This is a genomic window from Natrinema sp. 74, from assembly GCF_046097095.1.
In the GTDB taxonomy this organism is placed as follows: Archaea; Halobacteriota; Halobacteria; order Halobacteriales; family Natrialbaceae; genus Natrinema.
This window is the reverse complement of sequence record NZ_CP175699.1, coordinates 703018-721047: the sequence shown is the minus strand read 5'-3', so window position 1 is coordinate 721047 and position 18030 is coordinate 703018. Positions and strand designations below refer to the sequence as shown.

Sequence of the window (18030 nt, the reverse complement as noted above, 5' to 3'; positions counted from 1 at the left end):
GCTCCTCGTTCGCGGGGCCTCGTTGAACGACGTGACCGCCGGACGGCTCGTGCCGTTCGTAATCGCAGGCCTCGGTAACCCGGCCGCGTTTCGATTGCTCTATTTCCGCGGTATCGATCGCGTGGGGGCTCGAGTCGCGGCCGCCGTCGTCGGAGCGAACCCCGTCGTCGCCGCGCTGTTGGCCGTCCCGATTCTCGGCGAGTCATTTACCGTCGCCTCCGGTGTCGGGTTACTGTGTATCGTCGCCGGCGGTATCATGTTGCAGGTCTCGCAAACGGCGAGTGACGACACGGACGATCTCCTCGTCACGGAGTTTACGCGACTCGAGGTGCGCGATCTCCTCGCTCCGGCCGGTGCAATGGTCGTACTCGGTGCCTCGTTCGTTCTCGTTGCGATCGGTCTGGACGAGTATGCCGATCCGTTGATGGGGACGGCGGTCGGCCAAACGGCAGCGCTCGTCGCGTTCGTCGTCCTCTTCGGGGTATCGTCAGAACTGCGATCCCGCGTCCGAATTCGTAATCGGACTGCGCTGGCAGCGTTCGTGCTCGCCGGGGTCTTCGTCGCGGCGAACTGGCTTGCCTGGTTCTCGGCGCTTCAACGCGGAACGGTCATCACCGTCGTTCCGCTCTCGAACGTCTATCCGCTCGTCGTCGTCGGACTCTCCTACGCGATGGTCCGACAGCTCCCGCGATCACCGCGTCTCCTCGGCGGTATCACGATACTCATCGCCGGCGCGACGCTAATGCAACTGGCGTAACCGAACCCAGACCGGTTCGACGCTACACGCCGTTCGTCGCGCCCGTGTTGCCCTGATGGACGTGACAAACGCTCTCGAGCGCACTGTCGTTCGTGTCTCGCAAAAAGCGATCGCCACACGCGAGCAGCCGGTCTCACCACAGGGGCAAAACACGCTCGAGACGACGGACGACGTATGCGATGAGGTGACGCCGATCTCCTCGAGCGAGGCGTCTCGGCTTCGGCCGTCTCGTCTCTGCTTTGTCGCCGTCCGGTCGGATACGACGACCGTATCGAACGCGCGACCCGTCCGAGATCAGCGATCGAACGAGACGACGGTCTTTATCGTCTCCTCGGAGTCGGCGAGCGCCTCGTCTATCTCGTCCGGCCCGTAGATGCCGGTCACGAGATCGTCGAGTACCGATTCCGGAACGTTCGCGAGCCACTCTGTGGCGGCCTCGAAATGAGATTTCCGAGAATTGACAACACCGAGGACGGCCTTGTTGGTGACGACGAGGTCCGAGTGGAACGCGCCCCCATCGATTGCGACTGTCGACGACGATCCCGGTATGCCCTGTAACGTCAAGACACCGTTGGGGGCGAGCGCGCCCACCGCCTCGATGGCGTGGTTCGGTCGTCCCGTACTCTCGAAGGCGAAATCGACCGGTTCGTGAACCTCGGCGAACGCCTCGAGCGAGACCGCTCTCGAGTCGACGTAGGTCCCACCGACGCCTTCGATGACGTCGATCGTCGGGTCCGGTCTGTCCCGCCGACCGAGACAGTACGTCCGTTCGAACTCGTCGCCGGTCTCGAGGCGCGTGAGTGCGAGCAGTCCGAGATTGCCGTTGCCGAGAACGAACGCGCTCGACGGACTCCAATCGAACCCGGACCGGGCCGCGTACGTCTGATCGAGTGCCTTCTCGACGATGCTCGCGGGTTCGACGAAGAACCCGTATTCGGCACGCGATTCGGGGAGGGAGACGAGATACTCGGGGCGACTGGTGAAAAACGCAGCCATGTATCCGTGTGCCCCCGTGATTCCGCGTTCGTGAACGCGGCCGGGCGGTGCCATATCGAGTTCGCCGGTGGTGGCTGCTCTCGAGCGATCGTCGACCGGACGGCGAACGAGCGGGGCGACGACGTCTCCTTTTGACAGGTCGGTCCCGTTCGGGTCCTCGACGACGCCGACCGCCTCGTGGCCGATGACGAGGTGGTCCTCGTGTTCGGGGCAATCACCGCCTATTTCGCCGGCCGCGATGCGTCGATCCGAGCCGTCGATTCCGACCGCCAGCGTTCGGATCAGCGCTTCGCCGTCGTCGGGGACCGGCCGCTCTTTCTCGATAACGCGCGGTTCCGTCTCGTCGGAATGCAAGGCGACAGCACGCATTGGGACACCCTTTGTTCGCACTCAGCACACATAGTCGTTCTCCGAACTGACGTCCAGTGAGCCGTACCGTTTGGCGTTTGAAAGCGTCAAACTGCGCCCGTCCTCAACGGTACGCTACGTCGTCCGTGCTCGAGTCGAGGCTGCGTACCCGCCTAGTGATTACACACATACAGTTGTAATATATGGAGGTGGCGAGGAGTGACCTTCTCTAAGGCGGAGAGAGCACATTTCCTCGTCGGCTAACCGAAGAACGCTGTTCGTTTGGGCTGACCGATCGGAGACGCAGATAAACGGGGTTTCGGGCAGCATCTCGCCGATGATACGTCGTTTGAGGGTCGCAAACGAGACGGTTCAGGAGAACTGCGCGTTGATTTCGATAACGTTCGCAGAACGGGTGACCATGTCCGGAAGTTCCTCGCGATATCGGTCGCCGGTCATTCGGCTCGATGGACCGGAGATGCTGACGGCCCCGAGAACGTCATTCTCGCTGGCTTTTACCGGCGCTGCGACGCAGCGCAGCCCTTCGATCTTCTCTTCGTCATCGAATGCGTACCCGCGCTCGCGGATCGTCTCGAGTTCGTCGAAGAGGTCGTCACGGCTGGTGATCGTCTGCGGCGTGTATTCCGGCAGCCCGTGTCGGTCGATAATCTCCTCGACGCGCTCGCGCGGGTAATGAGCGAGAATCGCTTTTCCGAGCGAGATGCAGTGGAGATATTCCCGCTTTCCGACCGACGAAGCGGTCTGGACGGCTCGGTCGCCGCCCGTCTTGTGGAGGTATACCGCGCGGCCATGTTCTTCCGTCGCGAACTGGACCAGTTCGTCGGACTGCTCGGCCAGATCGGCCAGCTCGTTGGTCACGACGTCGTAGATCCCCAGCCGATTCTTGACCGCCTCGCCGAGCTCGAGGTAGCGGAGACTAAGCTGATACGTTTCTCCGTTCTTGACGACGTGTTCCTTTTCGAGGAGCGTCGCCAGGTGACAGTGTATCGTCCCCTTCGACCGACCGAGTTCGTCTGCGATCTCGGTGATCCGTGCGCTGTCGTGATCGTGTAGATAGTCGACGATTTCGAGCGTGATCCCCACCGCCTGAATCGTTCGCGGCTCCGTCGTCGTTGCCATGGCTGTGTCAAGCACGCATGGCTACTAAATTGTTTGTATGTGACGAACGGACGTGTCGTTTGGATCTCGCAAACGAACCGGTGGCTCTCTCCGACGCAGTCTCATTGGAGCGCGATTACGATGCAGTCGCTCGAGACCACCGAGCGAGAGCACCGATGAGGTCGGTGAACGTAACGTATTTGTATACGTACCGCAACGACCAATTCGTATGTCCGAGCAACGAGAGCGAGTCGATTCACCAGCGATCCGTAGTCGAGTCGATAACTACGTCGGTGGCCAGTGGACCACGCCTGCCAGCGAGACGTCCGAGCCGGTCGTCGATCCCGCCACCGGTACCGAACTCGCGACGGTCGAGTTCTCGACCGTAAAGACCGTCGACGAAGCGGTACAGATTGCAGACGAGGCGTTCGACGAGTGGCGACGGACGCCTGTGGTCGAACGCGTACAGTACCTTTTCGATCTAAAGACCGAACTCGAGAACCGGATCGACGAGATCGCAACCGCGCTATCTCGCGAACATGGAAAGACCGTCGCGGAGGCGCGAGGTGAAATTCGGCGCGGCATCGAAAACGTCGAGGTCGCCTGTGGCATGCCCGACATGATGCGTGAGGGGAGCGGCACCGTCGAAGACGTCGCAGCCGGTATGGACGAGTACGCCGTTCGGCAACCGCTGGGCGTCTTTGCTGCTATTACGCCGTTTAACTTCCCGGCAATGATCCCACTGTGGTTCCTGCCGTACGCGGTCGCGACCGGAAACACGTTCATACTCAAACCCAGCGAGAAGGTGCCATTGAGTTCGCAGCTCATCTTCGAGGCCATCGACGCGGTCGACTTTCCGGACGGCGTCGTCAATCTCGTCAACGGCGGGGCTGACACCGTCAACGCGTTGCTTGAGCACGACGACATCGCCGGCGTTTCGTTCGTCGGAAGTTCGTCCGTCGCCAAGCACGTCTACGAGACCGCCGCCCAGAGCGGCAAACGCGTTCAAGCACAAGGTGGCGCGAAGAACTACGCCGTCGTCACCGAGAACGCGGCCGTCGAGGAGTCCGTTCCGAACATCATCGGCTCCGTGTACGGTAACGCCGGTCAGCGCTGCCTCGCGAACGACGTGGTCGTCGGCGTCGGCGATGTCTACGACGACCTTCGCGAGCAACTTATCGATGCTGCGGAGGACCTGACCGTCGGTGCCGGAGTCGACGAGGATACCGACGTCGGGCCGCTGATCACGGGCGACTCGCGCGAGCGCGTTCTCGACTTGATCGACAACGCACTCGATGAGGGTGCCGACCTCGTCCTCGACGGACGAGACTTCGACCACCCGGACGACGAACTGGACGGCCACTTCCTCGGGCCGACGTTCCTCGAGGGCGTCACGACCGACATGGAGATCGCACAGGAGGAGATTTTCGGGCCGGTGCTGTGTCTCGCCGAGGCCGAGGACATAGACGAGGCGATCGAGATGGTCAACTCGACGAAGTATGGCAACGCCTCGTCGATCTACACCGAGTCCGGAAGCGAGGCCCGCCAGTACAAGTACGAGGTCGACGCGGGGAATATCGGGGTCAACGTCGGCGTCTGTGCACCGATGGGCTTCTTCCACTTCGGCGGCCGCAAGGCGTCGTTCTTCGGTGATCTCCACGCGCAAGGCGAAGACGCGGTGAACTTCTATACCGAGAAAACGATCCAGATCGAACGCTGGTACAGCTAACCTCGCGATCAGACGGCCGACCGTTGGCGAACGGCCATGGGCAGATAGCCATTCGATCCTCGCGCTTCGTCCGACGCCGACTCGTCGCGTCATCGTGACGCCGGCGGGTTTCGGTCACCGGAAATTATAACACGCGTCTCCCCAATCGACTTGATAATGCGACTCGCTATCACCCGCTGTGACTCGAGCGCCCCGACGCTATGTCACGGCTCCGACGGCGTTCGGAGCGAGTTGCACCGCTCCGTTTTGGCCGCACGGAGTGAGACCGACGCGACGTGCCATGTCCCGTCGGTCCGGAAACGCGGCCGATTCGTCGCGGAGTCGCTCCGCGATCGACGGCTCGAACCGTTCGATATTGAGACGGACGAACGACGAACCATACACACCGACAGCTAACACAGATCATGTACGAAGACTTTGCATCCACGCTCGCAGCGACGATGTGGACCGACTTCGACGAGACACCCGCACGAGACGGCCCGACGGCCGAGATAACCGATGTCGACTCCATTGTCATCGACGGGAACTTCCCGTGGACGATCATCACGCTCGAGACCGATCAGGGCGTGACGGGGATCGGCGAGGCCTATCCCTCGCCGGGCGTCCACGAGGTCGTCACGGACTATCTCCGCCCTGTACTCGTCGGTGAGAATCCGCTCGACGTCGAGCGACTCTACAACCTCATGCGCGAGAGCCTCTCGGGTCGCGGATCGCAGTGGGGCATTGGGACGATCGCCATCAGCGGCGTCGAGATCGCGCTCTGGGACGCCGCCGGGAAGCTCCTCGACCAGCCGATCTACCAACTACTCGGCGGGAAAACTCGCGAAGAAGTCCGGGTCTACGCCGACTGTCACGCTGGTGAAGCGATGGTCTCCTCGGCCGACGAGGGACAGGAGGAGGCGACGTACGAACCCGAAGCGTACGCGCAAGCCGCACGCCTGGCGATCGATGACGGCTTTGACGCGATCAAATTCGATCTCGACGTCCCCTCCGGGCGAGACATCGACACGCTCTCGCGTCACTTCGATCCGCCGGAGATCGAGCACAAGCGGTCCGTCGTCGAGGCCGTCACCGAGGAGGTCGGCGATGACGCCGAAGTCGCGGTCGACCTCCACTGGAACTTCAGCCCCGAAACGGCCGAACGGCTCTGTCGCGCCATCGAACCCTACGACCTCGCCTGGGTCGAGGACCCGCTGCCGCCCGAGAACACGGACGCGATGCGAGAACTGCAACGCTCGACCGACGTGACGCTGCTGACCGGCGAAAACCGGTACGGCCGTCACGGATTCCGCGACCTGATCGAAGAGCAAGCGGTCGACTTCCTCGCGCCCGACGTTCCGAAAACCGGCGGTATCGCCGAAACTAAGAAGATTGCAGACATGGCAGCGGCCTACTATCAGGCGCTCATCCCCCACAACATCGGCAGTCCGATCGCCACGGTCGCGACCGCCCACGTCGGCGCGACGGTCCCGAACTTCGTCGCCCTCGAGTACCACGCCCGCGAGGTGCCATGGTGGGACGACCTCGTCGCACGGGACGACCCGCTCATCCAGAACGGACGCCTCACGGTCCCCGATAAGCCGGGGCTCGGCATCGAACTCGACTGGGACGTCGTCGAGCGACACCGCAAAACGCGGTCCTGACACGACGGCAGGACGCCGTCGCCGTTCGCAATTCGGTTGTTTCGCCGTTTAGTGGACGCTCTCGGATCATCACGCGCGCTTTCTCGAGCCGATCCGCGTGCTGGCTCGGCCGTGTCGCGTCGGCCGAGCACAAAACCTAATGTGCGGTCGTTCGTACTGCCAGTTGACGATGGTCGAAATCGACTACATGGCTCATCAGGAGCAGTACGAGCCGTCGACGCTGTTGGAGTACGGCGAACGCGCCACCGACGGCGGCTACGAAGCCGTCTGGACGTCGGATCACTTCCACCCGTGGTTTCACACGGGGGCGGAATCCGGGTTCGCGTGGTCGTGGCTCGGCGCTGCCACGGAGCGACTCGACGGTCCGATCGGCACGTGCGTGACGCCCGCGACGGGACACTACCACCCCGGCATGATCGCGCAGGCGTTCGCCACGCTCCAGCGACTCCACGACGACCGCGTACTGCTCGGCCTCTCTACCGGTGAAGCGATGAACGAGACGCCGCTTGGCTTCGACTGGCCCGAGTATCCCGACCGCCGCGATCGGCTCGAGGAAGCGCTCGAGATCATCCGCGCCCTCTGGGGCGACGAGGAGTGGGTCAGCGATGCCGTCCGGGAGCGTATCGACGAAGACGGATTTGTCGACTACGACGGCGACCGATTCGATCTTGAAGAGGCCAAACTGTACACGATGTCCGACGCGTCGCCGGAGATCCACATCGCGGCCAACGGGCCGAGCACCGCCCGGCTTGCGGCGCGATACGCAGACGGGTTCGTCACCGTCAAGAAGGGCGACGAGTACACCGAGCGGCTCTACCCCGCGATCCGTCGGTACGCCGAGGAGGAGGGGAACGATCCGGATGCGATCGAAACGACGCTGCTCGTGACCGCGTCCTACCACGCCGACTACGACCGGGCGCTCGAGGCGACGCGGCCGTGGCACGCGACGACCCAGAACGTCTTCGACCGGGCGATGGCGAATCCAAAGCGCATCGAGCAAGAGGGTGAGAAGGCGACCCGCGAGGAGATCGAAGCGAAGTTCCTGATCGCCGACGATCCCTCGGAGATCGCGGCACAACTCGAGGAGTACGCCGAGATGGGATTCGACCGGATTGCGGTCGCCAACACCAGTCCGGAACCCGAACGGTTGTTCGAGGTGATGAACGACGACGTGATCCCGTCGCTGTGACTGCCGGCCGCTGGCGAACGCCCGGTCGAGACCGCCGTTACGTGTGATCGTCCCGCTCCGATCGCGCGACGGTCGATGCCGTGCGATACGATTCTCGTATGTATCGGTCAAGTAGACACTCGCGGAGCGATAAATTCTCTGAGCGGCCATCGGAAGCTTTATTGAAGGAATAATCATGAGCCAGTAGTATGAGAAGGCGACGCGTGACACAGATGCCCAGCGGTAGCGCATGTGATGTGAATTCGAGCCCCAAACCGACATGCATCGCCGGAGGCGGATTCGATATATGAGTCTGGTTCACCGACTGTTGCCGACCGATGACGATGACGTCGGTCTCTTCGTCGTCGTCATTTCGGCCCTCGCCGCATTGAACGGGCTGCTGTTCGGTTTCGACACCGGCGTTGTCTCCGGTGCGTTACTGTACATGTCGGAGACGTTTCCCCAGCTCGAGGCGAACGCGTTCTTACAAGGGACCGTCGTCAGCGGGGCGATGGCCGGGGCGATCGTCGGTGCGGCCTTCGGTGGACGGCTCGCAGATCGTCTCGGCCGGCGGCGGCTGATTCTGATCGGTGCCGTTCTCTTCTTCGTCGGCTCATTCATCATGGCGGTCGCACCCTCGGTTCCGATCCTGATCGCCGGCCGCGTACTCGACGGTGTCGGGATCGGCTTTGCTTCCGTCGTCGGTCCCCTCTATATCGCGGAGATCGCCCCGGCGAAGATCCGCGGGTCGCTGGTCACGCTCAACAACGTCGCGATCACCGGCGGCATTCTCGTCTCGTACATCACCAATCAGTTCATCGCGAGTTTAGCTATCGACGCCGGCCTCTCGTGGCGCGTCATGCTCGGTCTCGGGATGGTGCCCGCGATGATCCTGTTCGTCGGCATCATCTTCATGCCCGAGAGCCCTCGTTGGCTCGTCGAACAAGACCGAGAGCAACAGGCGCGGTCCGTCTTGAGCCGAATTCGAAACGGAGCGAACATCGACGCCGAGATGGACGACATCATGCAGATGTCAAACCGCGAGGAAGGGAGCTTTCGCGACCTCCTCCAGCCCTGGCTTCGTCCGGTCCTGATCGTTGGCCTCGGCCTCGCGGTCCTCCAACAGATCTCTGGAATCAACGCGATCGTGTACTACGCACCGACGATCTTGGAGGCATCCGGATACAGCGATATCGCCTCGCTCTTTGGGACGATCGGTATCGGCTCGATCAACGTGCTGTTTACGATCGTCGCGGTGTTCCTGGTCGATCGCGTCGGCCGCCGACCGCTGTTGCTCGGCGGCCTCACCGGGATGTTCGTCTCCTTGACCTTCCTTACCGGGGCGTACATACTCCCCGGAATGGGCGGGATCATCGGTCCGCTCACGATCGGGAGTCTTATGCTGTTCGTCGCGTTCCATGCGGTCAGTCTCGGATCGGTGGTCTGGCTGGTCATCTCCGAAATCTTCCCGCTGAACGTTCGCGGAGCCGCGATGGGCGTTACGACGCTGGTCCTCTGGTTTGCGAACTTCCTGGTCGCACAGTTTTTCCCGTCGCTGTTCGAGATCGGTCCCACCGTCGCTTTCGGCGTGTTCGCCGGAATCGCAGTCGCCGGCTTCGTCTTCGTCTACGCACTCGTCCCCGAGACGAAAGGCCGGTCCCTCGAAGAGATCGAGGCCGACCTGCGCGAAACCGGAGTCGGTGACGAGGAGCTGTCGATGACGGAGCAGGCCGATCAGTCCGACCGCGTCGAGCACGGAGACGATTAGTCTTCGCGATTCACCCCTCGAGCGTGGCGGCTCGATCGGATCGCACTCGTCCTCGAGTTCGGCCGGCCGCTCACGGTCACTCGCGACGGGACACCTGGTTGCCACGCTCAGACGGCGATTCGATCGCCGATTTCGACGATCTCGAGTCGTCGGAGAGACTCGAAGCGCCGTGTGTACTCGGCCAGTAGCTCGGCTCGACCGATAGCGAGGCCGAATATTTATATCACACCGTGGTAATCTATTGTGTATGCCCACGCTTACCGGCGGCGAGATTATTGCCGAGTATCTGGAAAAGGAGGGTGTCGAGTATTTGGTCGGTATCCCCGGTCACGGAAGCACCAACCTCCTCGATGCGTTCAACGATTCGGACGTTGACGTCATCCAGCCGCGACACGAGGAAGGTGCGGCTCACCTCGCAGACGGCTATGCGCGCGCAAGCGGCGATCCGCTCGCGGTGTTTACCTCGATCGGCCCCGGTGCGACGAACACGGTCACGGGCGTCGCGACGGCCTACGTCGATTCGATTCCGATGGTCGTCTTCACCGGTGCACCCCAGACCCACGAGTACGGCCAGGGAATTCTCCAGGAGATCGAACGCCAAAAGCCCGGTGACTTCCCGAGCGTGATGGAACCGGTAACCAAGAAGAGCTTCGTCGTCGACGACGTCGAGCGTCTGCCTCGAGTCCTCCGTCGGGCGTTCCAAGTCGCGACGACGGGTCGACCGGGACCGGTACACGTCGACCTGCCGATGGACGTACAGGGCGGTGCGGCCGACGTCGAGATTCCGGAACCGGCGGAGACGCGGACCTACAGCCGTCCGGGCGGTGACCCCGAGTCCGTCACCGAGGCCGCCGACTTACTCGCTGACGCTGATCGTCCGGTTATCGTCCCCGGTGGCGGCTGTATGCTCGGAGAGGCCTGGGACGAAGTCCGTGAACTCGCTGAACACCTCCAAGCGCCCGTTATCCCGACGTTTCAGGCGAAGGGGATCATCCCCGAGGATCACGAGCTGTTCGTCGGCTATGCGGGCTGGATCGGCTCGACGGCCGGGAACGAACTCGCGAGCAACGCGGACGTAGTGCTCGCGATCGGGTGTCGGTTCACGGATATGCATACGTCGTCGTTCGAACAGGGCGTCAGTTTCGAGATTCCGCCAAGCAAACTGATTCACGTCGATATCGACAACGAAGAGATCGGCAAGAACTACCCCGTCGAGGTCGGCATCCTCGGCGACTCGAAGGTCGTCACCCGACAGCTCCACGAGGCCGTGGCCGACCGAATCGACCCCGTCGGCACCGAGGACAACGAGTACTACGACGAGATCCAGCGGCTATGGGCCGAGTGGCGCGAACGCGTCGAAGAGCGCCACACGGACGAGGTACCGATGAGCATCTCGCGAGCGCTAGCGAGTTTACGGGAGGCGCTCGACCGAGACGGCATCGTCGTCTCGAGTGCCGGCCAGCCCCAGGAGGTGACGAATCCAGAGTTCCCCGTGTACGAACCGCGGACGAACATCTCCTGTGGCGGGTTCTCGACGATGGGATTCGGCGTCTCGGCGGCCATCGGTGCGAAGCTCGCGCGGCCAGACAGACAGGTCGTCGACGTCGAAGGCGACGGTAGCTTCACGATGTGCAACCAGGAGGTCGGATGTGCGGTCGAGCACGACGTCGACGTCACGTGGCTCGTCGTGAACAACGACGGCTGGAAGTCGATTCGGAACCTGCAGGTCGATAAGTACGGCTGGGATCGGGTCCTCAACACGCCGTTCGAGGAAGGCACCGACTTCGTGCAGCTGGCAGAATCGTTCGGCGTCGACTTCGCCGAACGCGTCATTAAACCCGAAACTCTCACCGCGACGCTCGAGGAGGCCATCGACTACGACGGTCCTGCACTCGTCGAGGCCGTCGTCGAACCGGACAACGCCGACTCCGGCGCTATTGTGACCGGGAACTGGGACCTCGCCGACCTCGAGACGGAACGGTAACGGCGATACGGACTCCTCGACGCTTCCGCGAACGCCGTCGATTTTTGTGATCTACCGCGGGATCGCTCCGGTATTCTTATACCAGACGCCGGTCAACGTCGTGGTATGCAATCCCTTGTAGCAGACGCACAGTGGGATCCGCGATCGGAGTACAACGTCTCGGACGCCGAACGAGACTCGAGGAAAGCGATGAACGCCTCGCAGGTGTGGCGTAATCCGGAACTCCGCGTGACCGACCGCGACCGGCCGACGCCGGACGACGATGAAGTGCTCGTCCGTGTTCGCTATGCCGGCGTCTGTGGTAGCGACGTGTCGATGCTCGAGACGGACGAGGACGGGTACGTCCACTATTCCGCGTATCTTCGCCTTCCGAACGTGATCGGCCACGAGTTCGCCGGCGAGGTCGTCGAGACGGGCGACGACGCGCAGCTATTCGACGAGGGGGACTTGGTCACCGCGGAGGTCACCGATTACTGCGGGCGCTGTAACATGTGCCGCCAGGGGTTTATGGGTCACTGCGAGAACTTCGAGCAACTCGGATTCACGATTCCGGGTGCCTTCGCAGAGTACGTCGCCGTGCCGGAGAAGCTCTGCTGGGACGTCTCGTCGCTGCGAGACGCATACGGCTCGGACGACGAGGTTCTTCGGGCGGCTGCGACGATCGAGCCTAGCACCATCACCTACCACGGCCTGTTTGCGCGGGCCGAGGGAATCCTGCCCGGCGACTATCACGTCTACCACGGCGCGGGACCGATCGGTCTGACGGGCATGAACGTCTCGCGAGCCGCCGGTGCCGGCGACGTGATCGCGTTCGAACCGTCCGACGACCGCCGCGAAGTCGCCCGCGAACTCGGGTTCGACCACGTGTATAATCCGATCGACCGCGATCCGGTAGCGACGATTTTGTCGCTCACGGACGGCGAGGGCGCTGACGTTCACGTCGAGACCGCGGGCGCAGTCTCGCAGACGTACCCCGTCATCGAGGACGCGCTGGCGGAGGGTGCGAACGTCGTCCACATCAGCAACGCCGGATCGGACCCCGGAATCGCGTTGCGGAAATACCAGGGCAACGGCGCACAGCTCTACGGCTCAGAGGGACACACCGGGCACCAGGTCTATCCGCGAGTGATCAGACTGATGGCCGCGGGACAGCTCGATACCCGTCCGATCATCACGTCGACGTTCGAGCTATCGAACGCCGACGATGCGATCCGACGAGCGGCCGAACGCGTCGACGGGAAGGTGCTCATCGAAATATAGCTGCAGCATAAGGTCGCGGTCGTACTCGAGGCCGTTCGTCACCGCCGCCGGCAGAAGACTGCGTTCTCGGGATAGTTCCGGTACGATCACAGTAGTCCGTACGACGGTGACCTCGAGTGCGTCGAATCGTCAGCAAACCCCACTGATTTATGGTCATTGCCCACACGGTTGCATGTATGGGCGTCGGATATACGACCATCATGTACGACCCAGCAGAGGTATTGTCCGAGGGCCTCGGTGACTTCGCCGCGTGTCGGTACGACGGCGTCGAAATCGGCCTCGGGAAAGTCGATTACATCGGCGTCGACTCGCTCCAAGACTCGCTCGAAGAGCGCGGCCTCGACATCTACTGTGTCATGGCCGGCTGGCTCAACAACGAAGACGATGTCGACGCAGCGGTCGACGGTGCAGGGATCGCGGCCGAACTCGATGCGCGCTTTCTCGGCATTCTGCCGCCGCCGCGGGACCAGGTGAGCGACGAGACGTTCGACGAGTGGCTCGACCGGATCTGTACGGCCGCCGCCGATGCCGGCGTCACACCGGTTATCCACCACCACGGAGCCGCACACATCGAGGGTCCCGAAGAGATCGAGGAGTGGCTTGAGCGCGCGCCCGACAACCTCGAACTGCTGTTCGACACCGCCCACTACTATCCCTACGGGGACGTGATCGACGGCATCCACCGATTCGCGGACGATATCGCGTACGTCCACCTGAAGGACATCGACCCGACCGTCGACTTTCAGGATCACGTCGACACCCTCACCGCAGGAAAGGTACAGTACGACAGCCTCTTCGTGTTCCTCACCTCGTTCGTCGACCTTGGCAACGGCGTCATCGACTTCAACGCCGTCGACGAGGCGCTCGACGACATCGGCTACGACGGCCAGTTCACGATCGAGATCGAAAACGAGCGCAACGACAGGCTTGTCCACGCAAAACAGAATATCGACCACTGGAACGACGCGACTGACATCTGAGGCCGACCCGGCCGCCGAAACAGAGCCACTCTCGATAGCCACACCGTCGAGGTTTCACACACGTCTTTAGTTGGCTTCCACATTTTCACGGCGTTACTCGAGCGAGTAGTATGCACGAACGACCGAGGTAGCGGTTCGGTATGCGACGACGTCGTGACTCGCCAGCAGAGAGCGGCCGGCGGTCAACGGTCGGTCTCGACCGCGAGCCGCTGTCCTCGATCGTGGCTGCGGACGAGTGTATCGACGATTCGCTGCACTGCCAGCGCATCGTCGAAGGAAACGATAGTATCGCTCTCACCGTCGATCGCGCGCAGGAACTCGTAGTTCTCGTGGACGACGGTGTGTTCCCAGCCGATCGTATGGCCGGCCGGCCACCACCGGTCGCCGTACGGGTCGTCCTCGCCGGTGACGAGAATCCGCTCGTACCCGCGGCGGTCGGCGTCGTACACCTCGAGTTCGTTGAGTCGCTCGAGGTCGAACCGGATCGCTCCGTCTGAGCCGATGATTTCGATCGCGTTCGTCGCCTTGTGTCCGGCGGCCATGCTCGATCCCTCGAAGACGCCGATCGCGCCCGATTCGAACGACGCCGTCGCGAGATACGCATCGTCGGTCGTCACCGGCAGTCGTCCGTCTCCGTCGGGTGCGGGCCGCTCGTCGACGAAGGTCGTGAGCCGTCCGCTAACATCGGCGATGTCTCCGACGAGCCACCGTGCGAGATCGATCGTATGCGAGCCGAGGTCACCGACCTGTCCGTATCCCGCTCGCTCCGCGTCGTTACGCCAGACCCACGGCTGCTCGGGATCGGTCTGCCAGTCTACGAGGTACGTCCCGCGGACGTGGCGGATCTCACCGAGCGCACCGTCCTCGATCAACTCCTTTGCCAGTCGAAGCGCAGGGACGTACCGATAATTGAACGCACACGCGGCGACGGCGTCGCTCTCCTGTGCGGCCGTGACCATCCGCTCTGCATCTTCGAGCGAGTTCGCGAGCGGCTTCTCACACAGAACGTGAACGTCCGACTCGAGGGCCGCGATCGTCGGTTCGGCGTGAAGGTCGTTCGGGCCGAGGTTGTAGAGGATGTCTACGTCGTCGATGAGCGTTTCCCAATCGTCCGTCGTGTGCGTAAACCCGAACTGATCGGCGGCCTCGGCGACGCGCTCCTCGGTGCGCCCACAGAGGACGTGTCGGTCCGTCTCCGGTGCATCCGGGAAAAACATCGGGAGTCGAGCCAGGGCGTTCGCATGGGCGTGGCCCATGAATCCATAACCGATGAAGCCGATCCGATGGGTCATCGGGGATCGCCTCCGCGAGCGGACGTCACACGAGCGTTCAATTCCGTATCGGCTCGGGCGCCTTCGAACCAGGCGCGCAGCTGTACACCCATTCCGGCCTCAGGACTGGGCCTGAGTGATCTGACGGAACGCATACTAACTCGGTCTGTCGCATCGTGCAAATAGATACCGGGACTCGCTCGACCGTCCCGCTACCGGACGGCGGTCGGCAAGTGCCATCTGTTAGCAAGCTATTTGTGGGAGGCCGAACAATCGTCCGACGAGATGAAAATCGGAGTCATCGGTGTCGGAGCTATCGCACAGATCATGCACGTTCCGTACCTCGCGGAACTACCCGAGGCGGACATTCACGCGATCGCGGATCCGGGCGAGAACGTGGTCGAGACGTTCGGAGACCGGTATAACGTTTCCCATCGATACACGGAGAGCACGGCGTTGATCGAAGAACACGCCGAGACCCTCGACGGAGTGGTCGTCACGACGCCGATGCACACCCACGCGGAGGTGGCCGTCGCCGCCCTCGAGGCCGATCTCCACACCTTCGTCGAAAAACCGGTAGCCGTGACGCCCGACGACGCCCAGCGGGTCGTCGATGCGGCCGCGAAGACGGACGCAGTCTGCATGGTCGGCTATATGAAGCGCTTCGACCCCGGTTTCCAGCGCTTCCAGTCTGAGGTGAACGACTTATCAGAGATCGACCTCGTGACGAGCGCCGTCATTCCACCTCACGTCGGTGCGGTCATCGAGGAGAGCTACGACATCGTCTACGCCGACCTCGACGATGGCTTCCTCGAGGAGAGCAACGCACAACGCCAACAGCAGGTCGAGGCCGCTATCGGAACCAACGACGAGACGCTCACGCAGGCATACGAGTACCACCTCGAGAGCATCTGTCACGACATCAACGCGCTTCGATCCGTGTTCGGCTCGGTCGAACGGATCGACCACGTCGACGTGTTCAAAGACTGGAAGTACGTTACTGCGCAACTCCGATACGAACAAGACCGCCGGTGTCTCCTAGAGTCCGGTGCGACCGATCGAAAATGGTACGACGAACGGATCCGCGCCGACGCCCCCGAAGGGTCGGTATCAATCGAGTTCTCGAACGCGTTCATCAAAAACACGCCGTCGGACGTCCGCGCCAAACTCGGCACCGAAAAGACAGCGGAGACGAAGTACACCCCATCGTCAGACGAGCCGTTCAAACGCGAACTCAGGCACTTCCTCGAGTGTATCCGTGGCGAAGCTGAACCACGAACACCGCCAGCAGAGTCCAAAGCGGATATCGAACTCATCGCGGACCTCTTCCGAACGTACGACCGTGACGGTGTAGCGAGTACCAGTCGATAAGCATCGGGTTCGCGGTCGCCTTCTGAACTGACTCACAACGACTGCCGCTAGAGACCCACGCTCGATACCCCTCTCGAAGTAGCGTCGAACGCCGCTGCGAGGACGGAACGTCTCCGGGACGGCCGTCGTAGTATGGGTGGCCCTGCGGTAACGTCGCCGCGGGGCTCGATTACTCCCACTCCATCCAGGACGGGTCTTCGCACCGGAGGCGGCGCTCGATACCGTCGATCTGCTCGATGTCTTCGTCGTCCAGATCGGTCTCGAGTGCGTTCAGGTTCCCACGGATATGTGCGGGCGTCTTCGAGCGCGGAATCGGAACGACACCGTCTTTCGACAACAGCCACGCGAGGCTGACTACGGCCTCGTTGACGTCGTGGTTCTCTGCGACGTCCGAAATCTCGGGCACGTCGAACACCTCCCCTTGTGCGATCGGGGAATAGGCAACGAAATACGCGTCTCTGCCCCGAACGGCCTCTCGGAGGTCACGCTGTGGCAAAAGCGGATGCATCTCGGCCTGAACCGCGTACAGCGACGTCTCGAGCAGGTCGTCGGCTAGCTCCAGGTCGGCCGGCGTATAGTTGCTCACGCCGATACGCTCGACCTGGTTCGCTTCGACGAGTTCGTTGAAGACGGGCAACACCGACTCGATGTCGTCTCGCCCGCGGGGCCAGTGGTGATAGAGCAGGTCGATCGTTTCGATGCCGAGACGCGAGAGACTTTCCCGGACGCCGGTCCGGACGTATTCGGGCGTCTTTTCCGGCTCCTCGAAGTGAGCGATTTTCGTGGCGATGAAGAGCTCGTCTCGGTCGACGTCGGCTCGTTCGATGGCCTCGCCGACCTCCTCCTCGTTCCCGTACAGGCGAGCGGTATCGAGATGGCGGTAGCCGGCTTCGATTGCTGTCACGAGAGCGTCAATGCCGTCCTCTCCGGTGAGACTGTACGTCCCGAATCCGAGTCCGTATGGGTTTTCGTCGAGCATAGTCGGATTAACGGACGAGCCGTCCTTATACCTTCTCGTCTCTGGCGGGAGTACACCGCGTCGGCGTCGAACCGACCGAACGGTCCGCTCTTTCGGTTCTATCTTCTCGGTCTCGTATTCCGCTTCCGACTGTTTTCGAGACGCAAACGGCCGTGAGAAGAGATTGCTGAACCGGGATTTACCGTTCCATCGCTGCCGAGGTTCGTTCCGGCTTTCCTCGTTCTCGCTGTCGGAGAGAGGGAAAATGCGTCTCGATCGACCGTTTGGATCTCACGAACGAATTCACTGATCCCTTTGTAGACGTCATATCGGCGGTAGAACTCCTTGTGATGATCGAGTGACCTTTGCAACTATCTCTCTGGGAGCCACGTATCGCTACCGGTTCCAGATTAGCAAGGTAGACACCGGTGGATTACACCCATACAACAGTAAATCAGTAGCGGCCGAGTAGGTTCTTTTGGACACTTCCGTGAACGGGAGTGGATGCGACCGCATTGGCGTTTGACGACCGCAAACAGAAACGGGACCTCTCTGAACGAGTTATCGGCTATCGTCGTTCACAAGTGGGTATCGGCCGTTTCGAAGGCGGTTTTCGAGTCTGACTCAAAAAGATAGACAACTGATTTCACTCACCTCTCTCGTAGTTGTTCGTTAGCA

13 protein-coding genes are annotated in these 18030 nt (G+C 62.1%); 9 read left to right on the top strand and 4 right to left on the bottom strand.

Features of this window, described 5'->3' with window-relative positions; all coding sequences use genetic code 11:
* Nucleotides 1-31 precede the first annotated feature (31 nt).
* The gene (locus ACJ70B_RS21100) at nucleotides 32-757 is read left to right on the top strand and encodes an EamA family transporter (protein WP_408960712.1); all 726 of its coding nucleotides are present in this window, start codon (nucleotides 32-34) and stop codon (nucleotides 755-757) included.
* Nucleotides 758-1051: 294 nt separating this feature from the next.
* On the opposite strand, the gene ACJ70B_RS21095 is transcribed toward ACJ70B_RS21100, so the two are convergent.
* Nucleotides 1052-2122, bottom strand: a complete 1071-nt coding sequence (locus tag ACJ70B_RS21095) for an alcohol dehydrogenase catalytic domain-containing protein (protein ID WP_408960397.1) — start codon at nucleotides 2120-2122, stop codon at nucleotides 1052-1054.
* 351 nt (nucleotides 2123-2473) lie between these two features.
* A complete protein-coding gene (locus ACJ70B_RS21090) occupies nucleotides 2474-3241 on the bottom strand; it encodes an IclR family transcriptional regulator (RefSeq protein WP_408960396.1) in 768 nt (255 codons plus the stop codon).
* Between the two features lie 208 nt (nucleotides 3242-3449).
* Here ACJ70B_RS21090 and ACJ70B_RS21085 point away from each other — a divergent pair, with 208 nt between their 5' ends.
* The 7 genes from ACJ70B_RS21085 to ACJ70B_RS21055 all read left to right on the top strand — a co-directional run bounded on the left by ACJ70B_RS21085 (nucleotide 3450) and on the right by ACJ70B_RS21055 (nucleotide 13752).
* Nucleotides 3450-4949: a CoA-acylating methylmalonate-semialdehyde dehydrogenase gene (locus tag ACJ70B_RS21085; protein ID WP_408960395.1), complete on the top strand. Its 1500-nt coding sequence runs from the start codon at nucleotides 3450-3452 to the stop codon at nucleotides 4947-4949.
* A gap of 404 nt (nucleotides 4950-5353) precedes the next feature.
* Nucleotides 5354-6592, top strand: coding sequence for a mandelate racemase/muconate lactonizing enzyme family protein (locus tag ACJ70B_RS21080; protein WP_408960394.1), 1239 nt, complete (start codon nucleotides 5354-5356; stop codon nucleotides 6590-6592).
* 169 nt (nucleotides 6593-6761) lie between these two features.
* Complete coding sequence (locus ACJ70B_RS21075) at nucleotides 6762-7781, top strand: LLM class flavin-dependent oxidoreductase (protein ID WP_408960393.1); 1020 nt, start codon at nucleotides 6762-6764, stop codon at nucleotides 7779-7781.
* 286 nt (nucleotides 7782-8067) lie between these two features.
* Nucleotides 8068-9528 (top strand): sugar porter family MFS transporter, encoded by a 1461-nt coding sequence (locus ACJ70B_RS21070; RefSeq protein WP_408960392.1) that lies wholly within the window; start codon nucleotides 8068-8070, stop codon nucleotides 9526-9528.
* 247 nt (nucleotides 9529-9775) lie between these two features.
* Nucleotides 9776-11512: a thiamine pyrophosphate-binding protein gene (locus ACJ70B_RS21065; protein WP_408960391.1), complete on the top strand. Its 1737-nt coding sequence runs from the start codon at nucleotides 9776-9778 to the stop codon at nucleotides 11510-11512.
* A 105-nt stretch (nucleotides 11513-11617) separates the two neighbouring features.
* Nucleotides 11618-12772: a scyllo-inosose 3-dehydrogenase gene (gene iolM, locus ACJ70B_RS21060; protein ID WP_408960390.1), complete on the top strand. Its 1155-nt coding sequence runs from the start codon at nucleotides 11618-11620 to the stop codon at nucleotides 12770-12772.
* 176 nt (nucleotides 12773-12948) lie between these two features.
* Nucleotides 12949-13752 carry a sugar phosphate isomerase/epimerase family protein gene (locus tag ACJ70B_RS21055; RefSeq protein WP_408960389.1) on the top strand — a complete coding sequence of 268 codons (804 nt, stop codon included), beginning with the start codon at nucleotides 12949-12951 and terminating at the stop codon, nucleotides 13750-13752.
* A 182-nt stretch (nucleotides 13753-13934) separates the two neighbouring features.
* Here ACJ70B_RS21055 and ACJ70B_RS21050 read toward each other — a convergent pair whose 3' ends face one another.
* A complete protein-coding gene (locus ACJ70B_RS21050) occupies nucleotides 13935-15044 on the bottom strand; it encodes a Gfo/Idh/MocA family protein (protein WP_408960388.1) in 1110 nt (369 codons plus the stop codon).
* Between the two features lie 264 nt (nucleotides 15045-15308).
* Here ACJ70B_RS21050 and ACJ70B_RS21045 point away from each other — a divergent pair, with 264 nt between their 5' ends.
* Nucleotides 15309-16394 (top strand): Gfo/Idh/MocA family protein, encoded by a 1086-nt coding sequence (locus ACJ70B_RS21045; protein ID WP_408960387.1) that lies wholly within the window; start codon nucleotides 15309-15311, stop codon nucleotides 16392-16394.
* Nucleotides 16395-16563: 169 nt separating this feature from the next.
* Here ACJ70B_RS21045 and ACJ70B_RS21040 read toward each other — a convergent pair whose 3' ends face one another.
* Nucleotides 16564-17373: an aldo/keto reductase gene (locus ACJ70B_RS21040; RefSeq protein WP_408960386.1), complete on the bottom strand. Its 810-nt coding sequence runs from the start codon at nucleotides 17371-17373 to the stop codon at nucleotides 16564-16566.
* Nucleotides 17374-18030: the final 657 nt, after the last annotated feature.